22 protein-coding genes are annotated in these 19,718 nt (G+C 63.7%); 7 read left to right on the forward strand and 15 right to left on the reverse strand.

The window, feature by feature from the left end; genetic code table 11:
• Positions 1 to 73: 73 nt before the first annotated feature.
• From PE058_RS15485 to PE058_RS15500, 4 genes are all read right to left on the reverse strand, one after another.
• The gene (locus PE058_RS15485; protein WP_333780425.1) at positions 74 to 1,456 is read right to left on the reverse strand and encodes a UDP-glucose dehydrogenase family protein; all 1,383 of its coding nucleotides are present in this window, start codon (positions 1,454 to 1,456) and stop codon (positions 74 to 76) included.
• A gap of 242 nt (positions 1,457 to 1,698) precedes the next feature.
• Positions 1,699 to 2,043 (reverse strand): hypothetical protein, encoded by a 345-nt coding sequence (locus PE058_RS15490; protein WP_020087333.1) that lies wholly within the window; start codon positions 2,041 to 2,043, stop codon positions 1,699 to 1,701.
• A 371-nt stretch (positions 2,044 to 2,414) separates the two neighbouring features.
• The gene (locus PE058_RS15495; RefSeq protein WP_020087334.1) at positions 2,415 to 3,680 is read right to left on the reverse strand and encodes a porin; all 1,266 of its coding nucleotides are present in this window, start codon (positions 3,678 to 3,680) and stop codon (positions 2,415 to 2,417) included.
• A 228-nt stretch (positions 3,681 to 3,908) separates the two neighbouring features.
• Entirely contained in the window at positions 3,909 to 5,315 is a 1,407-nt protein-coding gene (locus PE058_RS15500) for a porin (protein WP_271028823.1), read from the reverse strand.
• A gap of 351 nt (positions 5,316 to 5,666) precedes the next feature.
• Here PE058_RS15500 and PE058_RS15505 point away from each other — a divergent pair, with 351 nt between their 5' ends.
• From PE058_RS15505 to PE058_RS15530, 6 genes are all read left to right on the forward strand, one after another.
• Positions 5,667 to 6,932 carry a UbiH/UbiF family hydroxylase gene (locus PE058_RS15505; RefSeq protein WP_271028824.1) on the forward strand — a complete coding sequence of 422 codons (1,266 nt, stop codon included), beginning with the start codon at positions 5,667 to 5,669 and terminating at the stop codon, positions 6,930 to 6,932.
• A gap of 76 nt (positions 6,933 to 7,008) precedes the next feature.
• Positions 7,009 to 7,932: a lysophospholipid acyltransferase family protein gene (locus tag PE058_RS15510; RefSeq protein ID WP_271028825.1), complete on the forward strand. Its 924-nt coding sequence runs from the start codon at positions 7,009 to 7,011 to the stop codon at positions 7,930 to 7,932.
• Between the two features lie 188 nt (positions 7,933 to 8,120).
• A complete protein-coding gene (locus tag PE058_RS15515; RefSeq protein ID WP_271028826.1) occupies positions 8,121 to 8,828 on the forward strand; it encodes a vWA domain-containing protein in 708 nt (235 codons plus the stop codon).
• Positions 8,829 to 8,906: 78 nt separating this feature from the next.
• On the forward strand, positions 8,907 to 9,407 hold the full coding sequence (locus PE058_RS15520; RefSeq protein ID WP_020087339.1) for a hypothetical protein: 501 nt from the start codon (positions 8,907 to 8,909) through the stop codon (positions 9,405 to 9,407).
• A 74-nt stretch (positions 9,408 to 9,481) separates the two neighbouring features.
• Positions 9,482 to 10,234, forward strand: coding sequence for a hypothetical protein (locus PE058_RS15525; RefSeq protein ID WP_271028827.1), 753 nt, complete (start codon positions 9,482 to 9,484; stop codon positions 10,232 to 10,234).
• 28 nt (positions 10,235 to 10,262) lie between these two features.
• A complete protein-coding gene (locus PE058_RS15530; RefSeq protein ID WP_020087341.1) occupies positions 10,263 to 10,733 on the forward strand; it encodes a hypothetical protein in 471 nt (156 codons plus the stop codon).
• An 18-nt stretch (positions 10,734 to 10,751) separates the two neighbouring features.
• Here the strand turns inward: PE058_RS15530 and PE058_RS15535 are convergent, their stop codons facing one another.
• Complete coding sequence (locus tag PE058_RS15535) at positions 10,752 to 11,768, reverse strand: AraC family transcriptional regulator (RefSeq protein WP_271028828.1); 1,017 nt, start codon at positions 11,766 to 11,768, stop codon at positions 10,752 to 10,754.
• A gap of 155 nt (positions 11,769 to 11,923) precedes the next feature.
• Here PE058_RS15535 and PE058_RS15540 point away from each other — a divergent pair, with 155 nt between their 5' ends.
• Positions 11,924 to 12,379: a regulator gene (locus PE058_RS15540; protein ID WP_271028829.1), complete on the forward strand. Its 456-nt coding sequence runs from the start codon at positions 11,924 to 11,926 to the stop codon at positions 12,377 to 12,379.
• A gap of 267 nt (positions 12,380 to 12,646) precedes the next feature.
• Here the strand turns inward: PE058_RS15540 and rplQ are convergent, their stop codons facing one another.
• The 10 genes from rplQ to rplR all read right to left on the reverse strand — a co-directional run bounded on the left by rplQ (position 12,647) and on the right by rplR (position 19,718).
• Complete coding sequence (gene rplQ / locus PE058_RS15545; RefSeq protein WP_020087344.1) at positions 12,647 to 13,072, reverse strand: 50S ribosomal protein L17; 426 nt, start codon at positions 13,070 to 13,072, stop codon at positions 12,647 to 12,649.
• Between the two features lie 104 nt (positions 13,073 to 13,176).
• Complete coding sequence (locus PE058_RS15550) at positions 13,177 to 14,202, reverse strand: DNA-directed RNA polymerase subunit alpha (RefSeq protein WP_020087345.1); 1,026 nt, start codon at positions 14,200 to 14,202, stop codon at positions 13,177 to 13,179.
• A 139-nt stretch (positions 14,203 to 14,341) separates the two neighbouring features.
• Positions 14,342 to 14,740 (reverse strand): 30S ribosomal protein S11, encoded by a 399-nt coding sequence (rpsK, locus tag PE058_RS15555; protein WP_020087346.1) that lies wholly within the window; start codon positions 14,738 to 14,740, stop codon positions 14,342 to 14,344.
• A 106-nt stretch (positions 14,741 to 14,846) separates the two neighbouring features.
• The gene (gene rpsM / locus PE058_RS15560) at positions 14,847 to 15,218 is read right to left on the reverse strand and encodes a 30S ribosomal protein S13 (RefSeq protein ID WP_026868240.1); all 372 of its coding nucleotides are present in this window, start codon (positions 15,216 to 15,218) and stop codon (positions 14,847 to 14,849) included.
• A gap of 263 nt (positions 15,219 to 15,481) precedes the next feature.
• The gene (locus PE058_RS15565; RefSeq protein WP_020087348.1) at positions 15,482 to 16,066 is read right to left on the reverse strand and encodes an adenylate kinase; all 585 of its coding nucleotides are present in this window, start codon (positions 16,064 to 16,066) and stop codon (positions 15,482 to 15,484) included.
• The gene (secY, locus tag PE058_RS15570; RefSeq protein WP_271028830.1) at positions 16,063 to 17,424 is read right to left on the reverse strand and encodes a preprotein translocase subunit SecY; all 1,362 of its coding nucleotides are present in this window, start codon (positions 17,422 to 17,424) and stop codon (positions 16,063 to 16,065) included. Before secY ends, PE058_RS15565 begins: the two co-directional genes overlap by 4 nt.
• A 409-nt stretch (positions 17,425 to 17,833) precedes the next feature.
• Positions 17,834 to 18,388, reverse strand: a complete 555-nt coding sequence (gene rplO / locus PE058_RS15575; RefSeq protein ID WP_020087350.1) for a 50S ribosomal protein L15 — start codon at positions 18,386 to 18,388, stop codon at positions 17,834 to 17,836.
• A 75-nt stretch (positions 18,389 to 18,463) separates the two neighbouring features.
• Positions 18,464 to 18,664, reverse strand: a complete 201-nt coding sequence (gene rpmD, locus PE058_RS15580) for a 50S ribosomal protein L30 (protein WP_020087351.1) — start codon at positions 18,662 to 18,664, stop codon at positions 18,464 to 18,466.
• A 96-nt stretch (positions 18,665 to 18,760) separates the two neighbouring features.
• Positions 18,761 to 19,339, reverse strand: a complete 579-nt coding sequence (gene rpsE / locus PE058_RS15585; protein WP_020087352.1) for a 30S ribosomal protein S5 — start codon at positions 19,337 to 19,339, stop codon at positions 18,761 to 18,763.
• 16 nt (positions 19,340 to 19,355) lie between these two features.
• Entirely contained in the window at positions 19,356 to 19,718 is a 363-nt protein-coding gene (gene rplR, locus PE058_RS15590; protein WP_020087353.1) for a 50S ribosomal protein L18, read from the reverse strand.

Raw genomic sequence — 19,718 nt, forward strand, 5'->3', positions numbered from 1 at the left:
TGCGTATCCGTATCATGCACGAGAATTTTGCGCCGCAAAAGGCGCGACACACACCAGAAGGGGACGGCGGACCTTACTCGGCGGCCGCCGCGCTCAGAGCCGCGGCAATGTCCTCCCTCGGGCGGCCAACGCTGATGTAGCGGAAACCGTGCCGCGCGATCTGCTCGCGCCGGTAGACATTTCGGAGATCGACAAGGAGGGGCTCGCGCATCACGCCCTTCAAGCGGGGAAAATCGAGCGCGCGGAACGCATCCCACTCCGTCACGAGAACGAGGGCGTCGGCGCCCTCGGCAATGGAATAGGGGTCAGAGCCGAACGTCACGCCGGATAGGTAATCCTTCGCGGCCTCCATACCTTCGGGATCGAACGCACGAATGATCGCGCCGTTGTCCTGCAGCCCCTGAATAATGGAGATCGCGGGGCTCTCGCGCATGTCGTCGGTGTTGGGCTTGAACGTCAATCCCAGGATCGCGATGGTTTTGCCGCGCATGTCGGTGCCGATGGCGCGCGCGACCTTGCGGGACATGGCGCGCTTGCGCTGATCGTTGATTGCGACCGTCGTCTCGATCAGGCGCAGCGGGCTTCCGTAGTCCTGCGCGGTCTTGACGAGCGCGAGCGTATCCTTGGGGAAGCACGAGCCGCCGTAGCCGGGGCCTGCGTGCAAGAACTTCGAGCCGATGCGCTTGTCGAGACCGATGCCGTGAGCGACGTCCTGAACGTTGCTGCCGACGGCCTCGCAGAGATCCGCCATCTCGTTGATGAAGGTGATCTTCATGGCGAGGTACGCGTTCGCCGCGTACTTGATCAGCTCCGAGGTGCGGCGCGCCGTGAACATGAGCGGCGCCTGATTGAGATAGAGCGGGCGATAGACTTCCGTCATCACCGCGCGGGCGCGCTCGTCCTCGATACCGACCACAATGCGATCGGGGCGCTTGAAGTCCTCGATCGCGGCGCCTTCGCGCAGGAATTCGGGGTTGGAGACCACGGCCACATCGGCCTCGGGATTGGCCTCGCGGATGATGCGCTCCACCTCGTCGCCGGTGCCCACGGGAACGGTCGACTTGGTGATGACGACGGTGAAGCCCTGGACGTTGGCGGCGATCTCGCGCGCGACCGCATAGACGTAGGAGAGATCGGCATGGCCGTCACCGCGACGCGAGGGGGTGCCGACGGCGATGAACACCGCGTCGGCCTTCTTCACCGGCTCCTTGAGGTCGGTGGTGAAGACCAGCCGCTTGGCCTGGCAGTTCCGGGCGACGATCTGGTCGAGGCCGGGCTCATAGATCGGCATGATGCCGTCTTGCAGCGCCTTGACCTTGTCGTCGTTGCTGTCGATGCAGGTGACCTCGTGGCCGAAATCGGCGAGGCAGGCGCCGGAGACAAGTCCCACATATCCCGAGCCAACGACGGCTATGCGCATTTTCGAGCCCTTCTGATTGAGACGCCGCCGCGCAATTCGGGCTGGTCCGTCTCCAAGGTGTCATGCTCCGTTTCTTGCATTTTCCGGCGCGGAACGGTCCTGGATTCGTCGAAAAATGCTTAAGAGTCACAGGTGTTCCGAGGATGGTAACACCTGTGCCGGCCGAGGGACGCTATCCGCCCAGCATGACGCTTTTCTGAAAGCGGGCGCAACGCTCCCAAAAACAAAAAAGGAGCGCTTCGAGGCGCTCCTTTGAATTGCATAACCCGCTCAAGCAGCTAGAAATTGTGCTTCACGGAGCCACGGATCGTCAGATCCTCTGCCGGCTGCTCCGGCTCGTTCTGCGGCTTGCTGTCGTTAGCGCCGTACAGCAGCTCGAGGCCAAAATCCATCTTCGGGAGAACGCCGAGCTTACCGAGGCCCGGAATGCGGACTTCCGTACCTGCGCTTTCGCCCTCGACCTTGGGAACGGAGAAGTTAAGATCCTTGCCGGCCGGCGCAGTCGCCTGGGGCTCGGACGGGGCAGGTGTAACCGGAGCGCCACCCTGCTCCTGGAAGGCAAGGGTCGAGCTGCTGACGAGCGCCAGCGCCAATCCCGTTGCGATATACCCAACCAACTTCATCGAATTCCCCGCAGTGCCGCTCTCTTCTGACTCGTGAAGATGAGGCTTCAGACCGCCCGTGACAAGAATGTTCGAGCGTAGTTAAGCGGCGATGAACGTTTCCCGATCCAGGTGTGGTTGCTCTGCAATGTGGCGCTGCGGTCACAGCGTCTTAGGATCGCCGAGCGTCTTTTGATTACCCTTGCAAGGGCTTGAGTTCGCCACATTTTCCCCTGCCCCCGGCGAAGCGGACGCTATTTCGCGGCTGCACATTCGGGCGTCACAGGTTTTCCACACTTGTCCACCGGCAACGGGTTCAAGCCGGGTGTTCGCCCCATGAAAAAGGGCCGCCCTCAGGGCAGCCCTTCCCATGTTTTCACGCGCCGAGCGACTTAGAACTGGATGCGCGCGCCCGTCATCAGCACATCGAAATCCTCGAGCTCGGTCTTGGCCGCGCCCTTGGTCAGATGCACGTCGCCTTCGGCCTGCCGGTAGATCACGTAGAGATCCATGGCGGCGTTATCGATGCTCTGGATGACGCCCGCGGCCCAGAAGTTGAGGTCGGAGCTGGAAGCCTTGGCGGAGATGCCGACGTCGTCGTGACGGTACTCGCCGAAGAATGTGGTCTTGCCGATCGCAACGAGCTTGCTCTCGATACCACCCTGCACGAACCAAGTGTTGCTCTCGTCATCCTCACCCGCCTGCGAGGCCTTGAGGTCAATCGAGTCGGCGCCGTAGCCTGCGTAGACGTAGATGCCGGTGGGCGCATGCTGGATGGTGCCCGCCACGCCCCACCACTGGCAATCACCCGTGCCGACCGCGCAACGGCCCTTGTTGGTGACCGGGTCCGTGCTCTCACCGTAACCGGCCTTGGCGGTGAGCTTGAAGTCGCCGACCTCACCCTTGTAGGTCAGCGCCATGTCCCACATGTCGTCCTCGCCCCAGGCGGCCGTCAGAACGAAGCCGGCGATGGTGGGCGAGTCGTAGCGAACGACGTTGCGGCGGCCGCTCTGGCCGGGGGTCGCACCGTTGAAGCCACCCATCATATCAGTCCACTTGTTGCCCGTGTTGACCTCCTTGAAGGAAGCCAGGGCAACGGCGGCGGCCTCGGCGTCGGCGTAGTTGCGCGTGACCGTCGTATTCGCGTCGTCCAGCAAGTGATAGGTGGCCGTGCCGTCGAGGCCGACGGTGAACTTGCCGAGATCCTTGCTCTTGATGAACCAGTTGCTCTTACGGACCAGGAGGCCGTTGGTGACGCCGTTGTCCTTGCCGTCGTCGGTGCTCGCGTCAACACCCTTGTAAGCCGAGCCCCAGACGCCGATCTCGATCACATAGCCGGCCGACCAGCCGTCGGTGATCTTGGCTTCGCCCGCGAACTTGAAGCGAGACTGCTCGAGCGAGTTCGTCGCGACGTAGACATTGCTCTCGCGCCCGTCGTCCCAGAAGAACACGGCCTCGTTGACCCAGCCCGAGATGGTCAGGCTGACCTTGCGGTTGCCCTTGCGTGCCGTGGTGGCCTCAAGCTCGGCAATCCGCTCTTCCAGATCCGCGCAGCAGTTGCCGCCAAGATCGGCGGCCTGGACCGCGGATGCCCCCCAAACGAGACAGCTCGCGGCGACCGCCGCCAAGCTGCCCGTTACCTTCGTCGTCTTCGTCATAACGAATTCCCCAACCTAAGTACTGCCCAAAACGAAAATACCTAGGTAGCTCTACGGGAGCAGTATGAGACTTTTGTAACAACAGGCCCTTCCGGCTGTCACAAACGAGCTTATACCCCTCGGTAGTTGCCCCTACGCAACAAACGGCCGTGCAAGGCCCCGGAAAACGCAAGAAGGGGCCACCTCGCGGTGACCCCTTCAGTTATCCCTGCCTCGGCTTGCGCGAGACTAGAACTTGATGATGCCGCCAGCGGTGACGACGTCCAGATCTTCCAGGTTGAGATCGGTGACAGCGCCGCCGTTACCCGAGGAGCCGGCCTTGGTGGTGACGTCGGCCTCGTAGTGACGGTAGTACAGGTAGAGCTGCATGGCTGCCGCATCGAGACCCTGCACCACGCCCAGGGTGTAGGACGTGAGTTCGGTGCCGAGGATGCGCGAGGTGCCGACGCCGTCCACCAGAACCTGGCGGCGAGCGTTCGAGCCACCCTCGTTCTCGTAGTACTGACCGAAGATGGTGGTCTTGCCGAGATCGAAGAACTTCTTCTCGATGCCGGCCTCGAGCGACCAGAAGGTGCTCTCGTCATCGGCGCCGGTGACGCCCACGAAGCGGTTCGAACGCAGAATGAGCTCGTCGGTGGCGGTGCCGCCAGCGGCGTTCAGGAAGAGGCCGGTCGGCTCATGCACGATGCTGATAGAGCCGCCGAACTGGTTGCACTCGGCATCCTTGCCGGTTCTTCCAACGACCTGCGAGGTCTGAGCCGAGCATTCGAAGCCAACGGCACCGGCGCTGGACTTCTGCTCGCTGTTCTCGCCGTAGGCGATGCCTGCAGCGACCTTCAGGTTGGCGAACTCGCCCTTATAGCGCAGGCCGATTTCCCAAGTGTCGTCCTCGCCCCAGCTCGCAGTACCGTGGAAGCCCGAGATTTCCGGGGTGTCGTACTTGACGAGGTTGTGGCGGCGGCCTTCACCCGGCTGATCGCCGTAGTCGCGGATCAGGCGGCGCCACGTGAAGAACGGGTTGCCCGTGCCGGCGTCGAGAAGGATGTTGCCGTTAGCCTGGCGCAGACCGAGGCCGAGACCGGTATCCTCCTGATCCGAGAATTTGGCGATCGACGAGGTCTGCGTCTGGTTGATTTCCGTGATGCTCTCGCTGGCGCCGCCAGTCTGGCCGACCGAGACCTTACCGTAGGTCTTGCTGCCGATGTGCCAGTAGCTGTGACGGAGATCGAGGCCAGCGTCGACATCATCCTCGTCCTGCGTGAAGCGCTTGGAGCTCGCCGAGCGGATGCCGATCTCGATGACGTAACCGGCCTTCCAGTCGCCCGTGATCTTCGCGTCGCCCTTGAAGCCGATGCGCGTGCGCGAGTTGTCGTTGGTGACCTGGTAGGCGTTGCTCTCGAAGCCGTCGTCCCAGTACATCACCGCCTCGTTCACCTGACCGTACATGGTCAGCGAAACCTTGCGGTTGCCCTTACGCGCGGTGGTTGCTTCCAGCTCGGCAATGCGCTCCTCGAGATCCGCGCAGCAATTGCCCCCGAGATCGGCAGCTTGGGCGGACGCACCCCCCAGCAGCAGATAGCCTGCCGCTGCGAGCAGCGACAGCCGTCCTGCCGACACCATGAAACCCCCAGTCATGCCCAACTCCTCATAAATTTCGCCGCGCCTCATCTCTCAGGCACGAACTTCCGATCTTTGACCCTCCCCACGAAGCGGACCTGGGCGAGCAATCTCCACTTGCCCAACCGCTGTGGATGGGCGGAGATAAACTCAAACTTTCCAATGGCGTAAGCGCAAAAGCCTTTGTGACAGTTTCACTACGAAGGCCCAGTGCCGGGCTCGCACCCGCCGGGTTTTTTACCTCGGTATTTTCGTGACACTTTTATTGCGGCATAAGGTTTTGCGCGGACACGGGATTGATTGTCATCATCGACATCGCGCCCAAAATGTAAGGTCGATGGTCGGTATTCTCGGGCTAGGAGAGGTCGGATGAGGCGGCGTGTTACAGCGGCAGTCGTTGGCGGCGGACCGGCCGGAATCGCCACCGCGCTTTCGCTCGGAAGAGCCGGTGCCGACGTGGTGCTCGCGGCGCCTCCCCACCGCACGGAGGGCCAGGCGCCGGACAATCGCACCGCGGCACTGTTCGCGGGCTCCATCGAGCTTCTGAAGAACGTCGGCGCCTGGGAGACCATCGCACCCCAGAGCGCGCCAATCACCGGCATCCGCATCATCGACGACACGGGCGCGCTGCTACGGGCCCCCGAGGTTGTGTTCACGGCATCCGAGGTGGGGCTCGATGTCTTCGGGTGGAATGTCCCGAACGGAGCGCTCGTCTCGGGTCTGCTGGCGGCTGCGGCGCAGCCCGGCAGCCGGGTCGCCCTCCATGCCACCCAAGGCGTGGCGACGGTGACGCCGGGCGCCGAGACCATCTCCCTCACGACGCGGGAGGGCGATGAATTCGACGCCGCGCTGGTCGCGGGCGCCGACGGACGCAACTCGCTCTGCCGGACAGCCGCTGGCATCGAGACGCGAACGTGGCGCTATGAGCAGGCCGCAATCGCCACCTCGTTTCATCACACGCGGCCTCACCGCAGTATCTCGACGGAGTTCCACCGGCCGGCCGGTCCGTTCACGACGGTGCCGCTCCCCGGTTTGCGGTCGAGCCTCGTCTGGGTCGAGCGGCCGGACGAAGCCCAGCGCCTCGCTGCGCTCTCGGAAGCGGACTTCCGCGCAATCCTGGAGGAGCGCCTGCAGGGCCTCCTCGGAACCGTGGGCGAGATTGGACCTCGCGCCGTCTTCCCGCTCTCCGGCCTCACCGCGAAACGCTTCGGCCTCAACCGCGTGGCGCTGGTCGGGGAAGCGGGGCATGTCATCCCGCCGATTGGCGCGCAGGGGCTCAACCTCGGCTTCCGCGATGCCGCGACGCTCGCCGATTGCGTAGCGGATGCGCTCGCCCAGGGGCGCGATCCCGGCGGTGCCGCCACGCTGGACGCCTATAGCGCCCGGCGAAAACCGGATGTGTCGTCTCGCATCACCACGATCGACGTGCTGAACCGTTCGCTGATCTCGGATCTGGTGCCGGTTCATCTCGCGCGCGGACTTGGCATCGTCGCGCTGAAGGCGCTCGGCCCGCTCCGCCGCTTCGCCATCCGCGAAGGGCTCCAGCCCTCACGCGAGCTTCCGGCTTTGCTGTTGCCGGATGGCGCGAGGCTGCTCGCCCAACGCGCATCACCTTCCCATCATTCCGCCGCTTGACGCGCTCCGCGCCAATTGGCACCCAGTCTGGGATACGCCCAGCGCGCTCCTTGGAGCCAAGCTTTTCAGGACCTTGATGTCTTCCAACCGCATCAGCTTCGGCCGCGATCTTCAGTTTCGCCTCGAATACGCCCTCCTCCGTCTCATCGTGGGACTGGTGAGGCTGTTGCCGCTCGAGACCGCGACCGCCCTCTCGGCCAAGGCGTGGCGGGTGCTGGCGCCCCGCATCAATCCCAAGCGCCACAAGCGGGCGCTTGCGAACCTCGCCATTGCGTTTCCCGACATGCCGGAAGCGGAGCGCCAGCGAATTTGCATGGCGCATTGGGAAAACCTAGGCCGCGTGATGGCGGAGACGATGCAGATCGACCGTATCATCCAGGATCCCGCGCGCATCCGCATCGCTTCGGAACGCCTCTTCAGCCGCTACAAGAACAAGCTCGGGCCCGCCATCGGCGTGTCGCTGCACATGGGCAACTGGGAGCTTTCGATCTGGCCGTTCGTGGAAGCGCGCGCCAATCCGGCCGCGGTCTATCGCTCGGTCAACAATCCCTACATCGACCGCTACCTCCGCTGGCAGCGCCGCAATCTCTATCCCGGCGGATTGTTCGGGCGCGGCAAGGTCGAGGGCGAGCACGGCGACGACCAGAAGACCGCACGCATCCTCACCGACTTCGTCCGCAATGGCGGGCGCCTCGGCCTCGTGTGCGATCTCTACGACAGGACGGGGCTTCCGGTCCCCTTCTTCGGCCATGACGCGAAAACACAGGCGATCGGCGCCATGATCGCGCGGCGTGTGGGCAGCCGCGTGTGGATGTCGTGCTGCAAGCGCATCGGCACCTCATCCAGGTTCGAGATCGAGATCAAGGAGCTGCGCGTCCCGCGCACCAAGAACATCGGCGAGGATGTCCGCTGGATCATGGTGGAGATGCAAAAGCAGTTCGAGATCTGGGTGCGCGAAGCCCCCGAGCAGTGGATGTGGTCCAACCGCCGCTGGAGCTGAGGCCGCGGGCTGCCGCCGCCCCAGGGCATCACGGGATCATTGGCAACCCTCACCGGAATACTCGGCACTCCACCTCGCGCTTCATCACAAGGCCGTGTCGCCGCGGCAAAGCCGATTGCCCCCTCGCCCCGCCCAGCCTCTAATGGCCGCCCTGTATCGTACACCAGCGGGCTCGGCAGACAGCGACAGTGCGGCGGCATCTTCAAACGATCACGGCGATCGCGCTTCTCTGCGGATCGCCTCAGGCCCTTGCGGCCGACGACAAAAAGCCGTCGTGCGTGGACGACGCCATGCTGGTGTTCGACGCATCGGGATCGATGGCCGCCACGGACTTCCCCGACGGCGCGCCCTCGCGCATGGATCGCGTGCGCCAGGCGCTCGTCAAAGTCCTGCCCGCCGCCTCGCGCGCGCGGAGGCTCGGCCTCGTGGTCTACGGGCCGGGGCGGAATTTCGACACCTGCAAGAACGTGGATCTGCGGCTTGCGCCTTCGCCGAACGCGGGCGAGCGCATCATGAAGGAGATCGACAAACTGCGTCCGCAGGGGCGCACCGCGTTGACGACATCGGTGCGGCAGGCCGCGGCCCTGCTCCAGCACAGCAACAAGCCCGCAGTGATCGTCGCGCTCACAGACGGCGAAGACACTTGCGGGGGTGACGCGTGCGCGCTGGCGCGCGAACTCAAATCGCAGCATCCCTCGATTACCGTGCACGTTATCGGATGGAGGCTCAAGCCGATGACAGGCCCGGCACCGGCGTTCATCGAGCGTTGCCTCGCAGACGAGACCGGGGGCATCTATGCGACGGCCGACACGACCGACCAGCTCGCCTCCGCTCTTTCGGAGACGCTCGGATGCCCGGCGACGGCCTCCGTCGCGCCAGCTTCACGCCTGCGCTAAGACGTCCACTAGGTCGTTAACCTTTCGTAAACCGTTTCCGGCAAGAGTTCCTTAATCTTGCTGCTTCGGTCTCGTGCGATGTCCGATCTCAACAGCCTTCCGCCGACACTCACATCCTCGCTCAACGATGCGCGCAACGATACCGGGCGCGTGGCGTTCTGCGGGCCTTATGTGCTGTCTGCGATCACGGGCTATCCGATCAGCAAGGTCGAGATGGCTGTGAATGCCTATCGAAAGCTTCCGGCGGATCTGCAGTATCGCGTCAAGGGCACCTATGCCGACGAAGTGGAAGGCGCGCTCGCCGTCTACGGCTTTCAGATGGTGCTCAAAGAAACCTACATGCATCTGGAGCGCAAGAAGCGCCCCACCGTGTGGACGTGGATGCAGAAGCCGCGCAACGCCTGGGCGCACTACATCCTGGCGATCCACAAAGGCAAGGAAGGCCACTGGATCCTGATCAAGGGCGTGAAGATGTGCGACACCTTCACTGAAGGGCGCTGGACTTTCGTGGTGGATGGCCCGCACAGGGGCGCTCGCATCATGGAAGTGTTCGAGGTGCGAAAGTCTCTCGAGCTGTAACGCCGGGGACAGCCGGCTCTCTGCCGTTCCTGCTCCTACTCGGGGTCGAGGGATCGCATGAATGGGCTGGCAGCATGACGCCGGAACTGAGGCACATCGTCGATGACGCGTACCGCGTGTTCAGCGGCTACGAGCTGCAGCGGACGCTCACCGTGTGCCACTGCAATTGCTGCATGACGGAGGAGACGGAGCGCGAGCTGATCCGCACGCCCTTGCGCAAGATCTCGTCTCATCTTCTGGCCGAATACACCAACTCCGCCCACGACTGGGACGACGGTCCGGTGGCGTGCCAGATGCGCTATTTTCTTCCCCGCTACCTCGAGCTTCTCGCTGAGGACGACCCTCCTGACAGCATGGGCGTGGACATCTGCCTGCGCCGTATGGGGAACGCTGGGTGGCGTGCGAAATGGCCGAGCGAAGAAGTGGATCTCATCGACGCCTTCTTCGATGCCCTGATGGTCGCGAGCCTTTCGCGCCTCGATCTTTCGCTCTGGCCGGCCGGCTGGCGGCTCTCTTTCGATCTCACCGACGTGCTCACGCTGGTCGTAACGGCCGCCGGAGATCTCGGCCGTGAGCTTGCCGTATGGGACAAAGCGGAAAGTCCGGGCGCCGCGGTCCATATGGCGGCATTGCGCGACCGCCTGCTGGTATCCGGCGGGCGGACCTATCTGCATTCCGCCTATCTCGAGAGAAGCCACGACCGGGAGGCCGACATGATCGGCGCCTTCCTCACGCGACCCGAAGTGAACCAGCGGATCGAGGTTGCGTTTTTCGAAATCGAAGACCCACGCCTGCAGAAGATCCTCTCCGACGGTATGCTAAGCTGACACCCCTCCGGCCATGGAGCGATACGCGATGACCCTTTCCCTGCGACACCATCTGATCGGCCTTGCATCCCTTGTCCTCTGTGCCGTCGTCACCACGAGCGCGGCCCTGGCTGGCGGAAGCGATCCGCAGGTGGTCCTGGACGAGATCTACGGGCAGGTCGCGGAAATGTGTGGCGGAGACGGACAAGGCGCGGCTTACGATTTCGAGGCCATCGCGAACACCTACTTCACACCAGGACTTGCGAAGAAGGTCTCGAAGGCCGCCGAAAACGGTGATCTCGACTTCGACGTGCTGGTGGACGGGCAGGACTGCAAGGTCAGCGACCTGCAGCTTGCGATCGTCGACGGGGCAGCAAATAGCGCGACCGGGCGGGCGACGTTCAAGAACTTCGACGAGCCGAGAACGGTCGATCTGAAAATGGTGAAATCCGGAAGCTCTTGGCAGGTCGCCGACATCGTCTATGGACATCGTGCCTTCTCGCTGAAGGCGGCGTTCTAGCCTGCTCTGGCCGGCTAGTCACGCGGCGCCTGCGGCCGTCTCCCTGTAGACGCTCGGCGCGACGCCTGCCCATCGGCGGAATGCGCGCGTGAAGTGCGCCGCATCCGCATAGCCCAATCGGAATGCGATCTCCGTGACCGGCAGGATATCCTCGGCAAGCAGTGTCCTCGCATGCCGGAACAACGTCTCCTCGACAACGCCGTTGAAGGTCTTGCCGTGGGCATTCAAGTGGCGCTGCAGGGTGCGGCGCGTCGTGCCGAGCTTTGCGGCGACCCAATCGATACGCGGATAGCCTTCGTGCAGTGCAAGCTCCGTTACGGCCGCGAGCGCGGCAAGCGTATCGCCGTTCTCCGGCACCGGCGGCTCGTGGGCCGCATTTTCCGGCGTGGATCCGGGCACGGGACGGAATGCTCCCCGGTCGAGCAACGCCGCGTCGAACACGATCGACGACATGGCGTGGCCATTCGAGACGTTGGTGCCGAAAATGCGCTCGAGCTCTCCGCGCGGCTCGCCCGACGGCAGCGCCGTCATCACGACGTCCGGGCGCCATTTGCTGCCGGCATACACGCGGACTAGGTCCATCATGTATCCGACGCCAAGCAGCTCGTTGTGATGGCGCCCGTCAGTCTCGGGCTCGACGAACTCGATCGACCAGCGGATGGCGCCTGCCTCACGCGCCACATGAAGGTTCGTCGAGGTCTGCAGCATAGTCGCGAGCCCCGCCTCCGCGCGCTTCATGGCGTTGCGCAACGTATCCGCGGAACAGACCCAGGCACCGTAAGCGCTGAGCCCGGGACTACTCACGGCTTGGCCCAGGCGCGCGCCGAAATAGGCGTCGCCCGTTTCGCGCGCGGATCGCTCGAGCAGCCGGAACTGCTCCCGCAGCGGCACGATGATCTCGGGTTGCTCCAGAAGCGCGAACGGCAGGTCGACATCCCGGAGCACGCGGGCGATGGATCCGCCGTGCCGTTCCATGAACTCTGAGATCGGCCCCAGGGAGCTGGCCCGGGTGACACCGGAAATTCGGGCGGCCATGGCTCTCGCGATGCTCTGGCGTTACGTGACTGTGGCACAAAATGGCAAGCGGCCTACCACGGAACAAGTCACGTTGGCGTTATGGAGATCACTCCTCTGCGGAGCGGGTAGACGCCCGGCCGCAGCCAATAATGGATACATTTTAGAGGAACCCGATGAGCACGCTTCCCTTCGACACCCGCAACATCCGCTGGAACACCATCGACGGCTTCGACCACGTTGCCTTTCATGTCTGCGCTGTCGACGAGGACAAGCGGATCGTCGACATCCTGTTCAAGTTCGACGCGCACGCGAAAATCGTGCGGCACCGGCATCGCGCGGACTACATCACGCTCGTGCTCCAGGGGGAGCTGCGCATCTATCGCGCCAACGGCGAGCTAAAAGAGGTTCGGCCGGTCGGCAGCTACGTGACCGGAAAGGCGGATGGCGAGCCGCATACGGAGGGCGGCGGAGACCAGGACGTCATCGTGTTCTTCAGCAACCGGAACGTCGACAACGTCGTTTATGAAATCCTGGACGAGAACCTCAACATCGTCACCACATTCGGCGTGGAGGAATTCAAGGCGCTTTTCGATCAGCAGACGCCTCAGCCGTCGACGCTGGTCGCCTAGCGCACTTGGTTCTTTGCGGAGGCAGCGGTGCGGGATGCGGCGGCATGTCCGGATCCCGGCCATCACAGGGATGACGTGAATGTGTGGAGACCGAAGGCCTGCAAACTGACGTTACTCCGGCGAAGGCCCGCGCCAGATACGTCACCGCTTCGGAGCCGTCCCTGCCACGCGCTGTTCGTCGTGGCCTCTCGCTTCTTCGTCAGCGCAAAAGAAACGGCCCCGCGCATTGCACGGGGCCGTTCGAATTTCTTGGTTACAGGCGCCGGCTTACGCGTTTGCTTCTTCGGCCTTCTGGGCCTCGTGGCGGGCCTTGTCCTCGGCGCCCTTCACCGACTCGTCGCGATCGACCAGCTCGATGACGGCGCGCGGCGCGCTATCGCCGTAGCGGAAGCCGGCCTTCAGAACGCGCGAGTATCCGCCGGCACGATCCTTGTAGCGCGGGCCGAGCACGTCGAAGAGCTTCTTCACCTGATCCTCGTCGCGCAGGCGGGCTGCGGCGAGACGGCGGGAGTTGAGGTCTCCGCGCTTGGCGAGCGTGATGTACTTGTCGATCACGCGCTTCAGGTCCTTGGCCTTCGGCAGCGTGGTGACGATCTGCTCGTGCTTGATGAGCGCGGCCGCCATGTTCGAGAACATGGCCTGGCGGTGCGCGCTCTGACGGCCGAAACGGCGGCCCAGCTTCTTGTGTCGCATCGTCTATCTCTCTTTTCGCTATGGTTGTTACGGGGAGGTTCTTTGGCCTCACCTCGTTCGTGGGCTTAAGGCAGCGGATTTTGGTTCCGCTGCCCTTCACCAAATCAGTACTGATCCTCGAAGCGCTTGGCGAGCTCTTCGATGTTGTCCGGCGGCCAGTTCGGCACTTCCATGCCGAGGTGCAGGCCCATGCCGGCCAGGACTTCCTTGATCTCGTTGAGCGACTTGCGGCCGAAGTTCGGCGTGCGCAGCATCTCGGCTTCCGTCTTCTGGATGAGGTCGCCGATGTAGACGATGTTGTCGTTCTTGAGGCAGTTCGCCGAGCGAACCGAAAGCTCGAGCTCGTCCACCTTCTTGAGGAGAGCGGCGTTGAAGGCGAGCTCCGGATGGCGGCTCTCCTCGACGGCCTTCTTCGGCTCCTCGAAGTTAATGAAGACAGCGAGCTGGTCCTGCAGGATGCGGGCGGCGAGTGCCACGGCATCCTCGGCCTTGACCGAGCCATCGGTCTCGATGGTCATCGTCAGCTTGTCATAATCGAGGATCTGGCCCTCGCGGGTGTTCTCGACCTTGTAGGAGACCTTCGTCACCGGCGTGTAGAGGCTGTCGACCGGGATCAGACCGATCGGTGCGTCGTCCGGGCGATTACGCTCGGCCGGCACGTAGCCCTTGCCCATGTCGGCGGTGAACTCCATGCGGATCTGCGCGCCCTGGTCGAGATGGCAGATCACGTGCTCGGGGTTCAGGATGTCGACGTCAGAGCCGGTCTCGATGTCACCAGCCTTCACGGGGCCGGGACCTTCCTTCTTCAACACCATGCGCTTCACGCCTTCCGAATGGATGCGGAGCGCAATTTCCTTGATGTTGAGGATGATGTTAGTCACGTCCTCGCGCACGCCGGGGATCGACGAGAACTCGTGCAGCACGCCGTCGATCTGCACGGTCTTGATGGCCGCGCCCTGGAGCGAGGAGAGCAGCACGCGACGGAGCGCGTTGCCGAGCGTCATGCCGAATCCGCGCTCGAGCGGCTCGGCGACGATGGTCGCGGTGCGGGTGCGATCGCGGCCCGGAGTGATCTCGAGCTTCGACGGCTTGATCAGGTCTTGCCAGTTCTTTTGCAGTACGTTCGTCACGGGGGGTCCTCGTAGCGGTTCTGGGCGCCGCCTCGCCGGAGGGCGGCACGCTTCCAACAGAGGATGAGTCCGGGGCCGGGGACGGGAGCGTGGCGCCGCTATTCCACCCGTCGAAGTGTCCCGGACTCGCTTGCCTTACTTAAACGCGGCGACGCTTACGCGGCCGGCATCCGTTGTGCGGGATCGGCGTCACGTCGCGAATAGAGGTGATCTGGAAACCAACAGACTGGAGAGCGCGGAGCGCCGACTCACGGCCGGAGCCAGGACCGCAAACCTCGACCTCGAGCACCTTCATGCCGTGCTCCATGGCCTTCTTGCCGGCGTCCTCGGCGGCCATCTGAGCGGCGAAGGGGGTCGACTTGCGCGAGCCCTTGAAGCCCATGGTGCCCGACGACGACCAGGCCAGCGTGTTGCCCTGGGCATCGGTGATGGTGATCATGGTGTTGTTGAACGAAGCGTTCACGTGGGCGACGCCGGACGTGATGTTCTTCTTCTCGCGGCGGCGGACTTTCGTACGCCCCTGTGCCTCTTTCGCCATGTGATCGAACTCCTCATGCCCGGCGGCCGGGCCAAATCAAAAGCTGTCCGCGACAGCCGGAACGTGGGACGGCCGGCTGAGCCGGCCGCAGAAACGGATAAGACGCTTAGGCCTTCTTCTTACCGGCGATCGGCTTGGCCGGGCCCTTGCGGGTGCGCGCATTGGTGTGCGTGCGCTGGCCGCGAACGGGGAGGCCCTTGCGGTGACGCAGGCCGCGGTAGCAGCCCAGGTCCATCAAGCGCTTGATATTCATCGCAACTTCACGACGGAGGTCACCCTCTACGACGTAATCGCGGTCGATGGTCTCGCGAATCTGGAGAACCTCAGCGTCGGTGAGCTGGTTCACCCGGCGATCGGCAGGGATGCCGACGCGCTTGCAGATTTCGTCTGCGAACTTGGGCCCGATCCCATGGATGTACTGAAGCGCAATCAGAACGCGCTTCTGCGTCGGGATATTCACACCAGCTATACGAGCCACGTCCGTCTCCTGGAGGCTTCTTCATCGACCGCAAAGAGCGGCGATATCCATCTGTTATTCAACGAAAAAACACGGACCGAACTGACCCGGGCGAAGATCGCCACACGGACCAATCCTTCCGTTTCATCGTCCTGAAAGCGCGGTGTTGTAGCTTGGTCATAATACTTCGTCAACCTGCGCCTTGATCTTGTGACATCTTTTCCCGGCCGCCACCGCGCTTTCGTGAAGCGCGCCGGCCTCCGGGCCGTTACTCAACCGTTAACTCAAGCTCCGCCCGTGAGCTCGTCGATCTTCCGCGCGACCTCCGGAATGGGGGCCATGCCGTCGATGGTCTTCAACTTGCCTTGGGCGAAATAGTAACCAATCAAGGGGGACGTCTCCCGGTAGTAAGCCATGAGACGGGTCTTGAGGGCTTCTGCGTTGTCGTCGGCACGAACAGTGCCGCCGGCTGCAACCGTTTCACGCGCGCGGTTCTCGATACGGGCGAGCAGCGCGTTGTCGTCAACCTTGAGCTCGATCACCGCGTCCAGGATGGTGCCCTTGGAATCGAGGAGCTCGTCGAGGGCTGCCGCCTGCTTCAAGGTGCGCGGAAAGCCGTCGAGGATAAAACCGTTTGCGCAGTCGGGCTGCTCGATACGCTCGGCGATGATACCGATCACGATCTCGTCCGACACCAGGCCGCCACTCTTCATGATGGCCTCGGCCTTACGGCCGATCTCGGTGCCGGCTTTCACCGCCGCGCGCAGCATGTCTCCCGTGGAGAGCTGCACAAGACCTCGCCGCTTGGCGAGGGATTCGGCCTGCGTGCCTTTTCCTGCGCCCGGTGGTCCCAGAAGTATCAGCTTCATCTCCGCCCCCGCCCCGTCGCGCCCCTGAGCTTCGCCTTCTTGATCAGGCCTTCATACTGGTGAGCCAGCAGATGGCTTTGAATCTGGGCCACGGTATCCATGGTCACGCTGACTGCGATCAGAAGCGAGGTGCCGCCGAAGTAGAAGGGCACGGCCGCGTAGGAGGTGAGGATCTCAGGCATGACGCACACGGCCGCCAGATAGATCGCACCGACCACCGTGATACGGGTCAGAACGTAGTCGATATACTCGGCCGTCTTCTCGCCGGGGCGGATGCCGGGCAGGAACCCGCCATGCTTGCGCAGGTTGTCGGCCGTATCCTTCGGATTGAAGACGACGGCGGTGTAGAAGAAGGCGAAGAAGATGATCAGCGAGACATAGACCGCCAGATAGAGCGGCTGGCCATGGCCGAGAGAGGCCACGATTCCCTGCAGCCACTCGGGTCCACCGCCCTGCGTCGACGAGAACTGCGCGACCGTGATGGGCAGCAGCAGCAGCGACGAGGCAAAGATCGGCGGAATGACGCCCGCGGAGTTGAGCTTCAGCGGCAGATGCGAGGCATCGCCCTGGAACATGCGGTTACCGACTTGCCGTTTCGGATACTGGATCAGCAGGCGGCGCTGCGCGCGCTCGATGAACACGATGGCGGCGACGACGGCCAGCATGAGAACGAGGAGCGCGAGAAGCAGGAACGTCGAGAGAGCGCCGGTGCGGGCCATCTCGAAGAGACCCACGAGGGCAGAGGGAAGACCGGCGACGATACCGGCGAAGATGATGAGCGAGATGCCGTTGCCGACGCCGCGCTGCGTGATCTGCTCGCCGAGCCACATCAGGAACATGGTGCCGCCGACCAGCGTGATCACGGTCGTCAGACGGAAGAACCAGCCGGGATCGCCCACGACGGCGCCGGCTTCGGAACGCGAGCCCTCGAGGCCGATGGCGATGCCATATGCCTGGAAGGCTGCGAGCACGAGCGTGAGATAGCGGGTGTACTGGTTGATCTGCTTGCGGCCCGACTCGCCTTCCTTCTTCAGCGCCTCAAGCTTCGGAGACAGCGAGGTCATGAGCTGAATGATGATCGAGGCGGAGATGTAGGGCATGATGTTCAAGGCGAAGATCGCCATACGCTCGACGGCGCCGCCAGCGAACACGTTGAACATGCCGAGAATACCGGACGACTGCGATTTGAACGCGGCCGCGAATGCACCGGCATCGACGCCGGGAATCGGAATGAAGGTGCCGAGACGATAGATGATCAGCGCGCCCAGCGTGAACCAGATGCGGTTCTTCAAATCCTGGGCCTTGGCGAAGGCGCCCAGGTTGAGGTTCGAGGCAAGCTGCTCGGCAGCGGATACCATTGTCGTTCTCTCCCGGCTGCGTAAGCCTTAGAGTCTGGCTCTCGTCCGCGACGCGTACGCGTCCGCCTCACGAACGATCAGGGTCTCGAGCGTACCGCCTTCAAAAAGCGGGGCGATAACATCCCCCTGCTTCCCGGCCTGCCGTGCTTCCTGTCGGAAAACCGCTCTAACACTTTTCCGGAAGCACTCTAGCGGCGATCGCGCTCTCGATCAAAGGTCGTGAACCGTGATCAGCGCGACCTCAAGTGGCCTCATCCGATCATGGCTTCGGCCGCTCCTCCCCTGGAACGGCCTTTACTTGGTGTCACGGACGCGACTTGACGAGCCCCCTCGGGATCGGCACGCGGCAAAGAGGCCTTCCGGCCGGCTCGCGTCATCCGCGCGCCGGTGAAGGCCTCTCCGAAGCAGCCTATTCCTCGGACTTCTCGCCAGCGGGCTTCTTGGCGGAGCCCGCCTTCTTCGCCGCCGACTTCTTGCGCTTGTCCTCGTCGGCCGCCAGCACCTTCTTCTCGATCAGGCTGACGGAGCCGCCGGCCTTCTCGATGGCGGCCTTGGCCGTTGCGGACGCGTGGTTGACCGTCAGCGCGAGCTTGGCCTTGATCTCACCCGTGCCGAGCAGGCGCAGACCGTCCTTGGGACGGCGGAGAATGCCGGCGTCGACGAGCGCGGTAACGTCCACCGACTGGCCAGCCTTGAGCTTGCCCTCGTCGACGGCCTTCTGCAGCGTGCCGACGTTGATCTCGTTCCACGACTTGCGGTCGAACTTGTTGAAGCCGCGCTTGGGCAGGCGGCGATGGAGCGGCATCTGGCCGCCTTCGAAGCCACCGATCGCGACGCCGGTACGAGCCGTCTGGCCCTTGCCACCGCGACCACCGGTCTTGCCAACGCCCGAGCCAATGCCGCGGCCGATACGCACGCGGAATTTACGTGCGCCGGGATTATCCTTGATGTCGTTGAGCCGCATGGGACCCCGAGCTCCTTATTCGTCTTTGACTGGAGACTTCATCGCCGGGCCTCGAGCGGCACCGGCAGTTTCGTCTCAGGCCTGGCCCTTCTCGTCGACGATGCGGACGAGATGGGGGATAGAGTTGACCATACCGCGAACAGCCGGCGTGTCCTCGAGAACGCGGCGGCGATGCAGCTTGTTGAGACCGAGACCGATCAGGGTCTTGGTCTGGACTTCGGGCCGACGGTTCGGGCTCGCAATCTGCTCGACCGTGATCGTCTTCTTGGCTGCCATTTCTCGTTACCTTCTCGAATTATGTCCGGCGGACCAGCGAGCGGCGTGCTGCGATCGGATGGCCGGTTGCCTTCCGATCCGCACGTCATCCGTCACTTAGGCCTCGGCGGCGACGTCGGCAGCCGAGCCATCGCGGCGACGCGCGACGATCTCAGACACCTTCTTGTTGCGGCGTGCGGCGACGGAGCGGGGGTTCTCCTGCTCCTTCAGCGCATCGAACGTGGCGCGCACGACGTTGTAGGGGTTCGTGGAGCCCAGCGACTTGGCGACGACGTCATGGACGCCGAGCATCTCGAACACGGCGCGCATTGCGCCGCCTGCGATGATGCCGGTACCTGCCGGAGCCGAACGGAGCACCACCTTGCCCGAGCCGTGGCGGCCTTCGCTGTCGTGGTGCAGCGTACGGGCGTCGCGCAGCGGAACGCGAACCAGGTTGCGGCGTGCGCTCTCGGTTGCCTTGCGGATCGCCTCCGGCACCTCGCGAGCCTTGCCGTGGCCGAAGCCAACGCGGCCCTTGAGGTCGCCGACGACGACGAGCGCTGCGAAGCCGAAGCGCTTACCGCCCTTAACGACCTTGGCGACGCGGTTGATGTGGACCAGCTTGTCCGAGAACTCGCTCTCGCGCTCCTCGCGCTCACGCTCCCGGCCGCGGTCTCTCGATGATGGACGTGCCACTGTCAAATTCCTTTCATCAGAAGCTGAGACCGCCCTCGCGGGCAGCATCTGCGAGCGCCTTGACACGCCCGTGATAAATGTAGCCGCCGCGATCGAACACGACGTCCTTCACGCCGGCCTTGACCGCGCGCTCGGCGACGAGCTTGCCGATCGCTGCTGCCGCAGCCTTGTCGGCGCCGGTCTTGAGAGACGTGCGCAGATCCTTCTCGAGGCTCGAGGCGGAGGCAATCGTCTTGCCGGCCGCGTCGTCGATGATCTGGGCGTAGATGTGCTTCGAAGAGCGGTGAATGGAGAGACGCGGACGACCCGAAGCGCGGGCCTTCAACGTCCGGCGCACGCGCGCGCGGCGCTTTTCGAACTGCTGGTTTGCATTGGCCAT

Origin of the sequence: Hyphomicrobium sp. DMF-1 (assembly GCF_027886585.1) — a bacterium.
GTDB classification, from domain to species: domain Bacteria; phylum Pseudomonadota; class Alphaproteobacteria; order Rhizobiales; family Hyphomicrobiaceae; genus Hyphomicrobium_C; species Hyphomicrobium_C zavarzinii.

Excerpts from the sequence above, each read along its gene's own strand:
- PE058_RS15490 (WP_020087333.1), bottom strand. The coding sequence starts at position 2,043 with ATGAAGTTGGTTGGGTATATCGCAACGGGATTGGCGCTGGCGCTCGTC.
- PE058_RS15495 (WP_020087334.1), bottom strand. The coding sequence starts at position 3,680 with ATGACGAAGACGACGAAGGTAACGGGCAGCTTGGCGGCGGTCGCCGCG.
- PE058_RS15500 (WP_271028823.1), bottom strand. The coding sequence starts at position 5,315 with ATGACTGGGGGTTTCATGGTGTCGGCAGGACGGCTGTCGCTGCTCGCA.
- PE058_RS15505 (WP_271028824.1), top strand. The coding sequence starts at position 5,667 with ATGAGGCGGCGTGTTACAGCGGCAGTCGTTGGCGGCGGACCGGCCGGA.
- PE058_RS15510 (WP_271028825.1), top strand. The coding sequence starts at position 7,009 with ATGTCTTCCAACCGCATCAGCTTCGGCCGCGATCTTCAGTTTCGCCTC.
- PE058_RS15520 (WP_020087339.1), top strand. The coding sequence starts at position 8,907 with ATGTCCGATCTCAACAGCCTTCCGCCGACACTCACATCCTCGCTCAAC.
- PE058_RS15525 (WP_271028827.1), top strand. The coding sequence starts at position 9,482 with ATGACGCCGGAACTGAGGCACATCGTCGATGACGCGTACCGCGTGTTC.
- PE058_RS15530 (WP_020087341.1), top strand. The coding sequence starts at position 10,263 with ATGACCCTTTCCCTGCGACACCATCTGATCGGCCTTGCATCCCTTGTC.
- PE058_RS15535 (WP_271028828.1), bottom strand. The coding sequence starts at position 11,768 with ATGGCCGCCCGAATTTCCGGTGTCACCCGGGCCAGCTCCCTGGGGCCG.
- PE058_RS15540 (WP_271028829.1), top strand. The coding sequence starts at position 11,924 with ATGAGCACGCTTCCCTTCGACACCCGCAACATCCGCTGGAACACCATC.
- rplQ (WP_020087344.1), bottom strand. The coding sequence starts at position 13,072 with ATGCGACACAAGAAGCTGGGCCGCCGTTTCGGCCGTCAGAGCGCGCAC.
- rpsK (WP_020087346.1), bottom strand. The coding sequence starts at position 14,740 with ATGGCGAAAGAGGCACAGGGGCGTACGAAAGTCCGCCGCCGCGAGAAG.
- PE058_RS15565 (WP_020087348.1), bottom strand. The coding sequence starts at position 16,066 with ATGAAGCTGATACTTCTGGGACCACCGGGCGCAGGAAAAGGCACGCAG.
- secY (WP_271028830.1), bottom strand. The coding sequence starts at position 17,424 with ATGGTATCCGCTGCCGAGCAGCTTGCCTCGAACCTCAACCTGGGCGCC.
- rplO (WP_020087350.1), bottom strand. The coding sequence starts at position 18,388 with ATGCGGCTCAACGACATCAAGGATAATCCCGGCGCACGTAAATTCCGC.
- rpmD (WP_020087351.1), bottom strand. The coding sequence starts at position 18,664 with ATGGCAGCCAAGAAGACGATCACGGTCGAGCAGATTGCGAGCCCGAAC.
- rplR (WP_020087353.1), bottom strand. The coding sequence starts at position 19,718 with ATGGCCAATGCAAACCAGCAGTTCGAAAAGCGCCGCGCGCGCGTGCGC.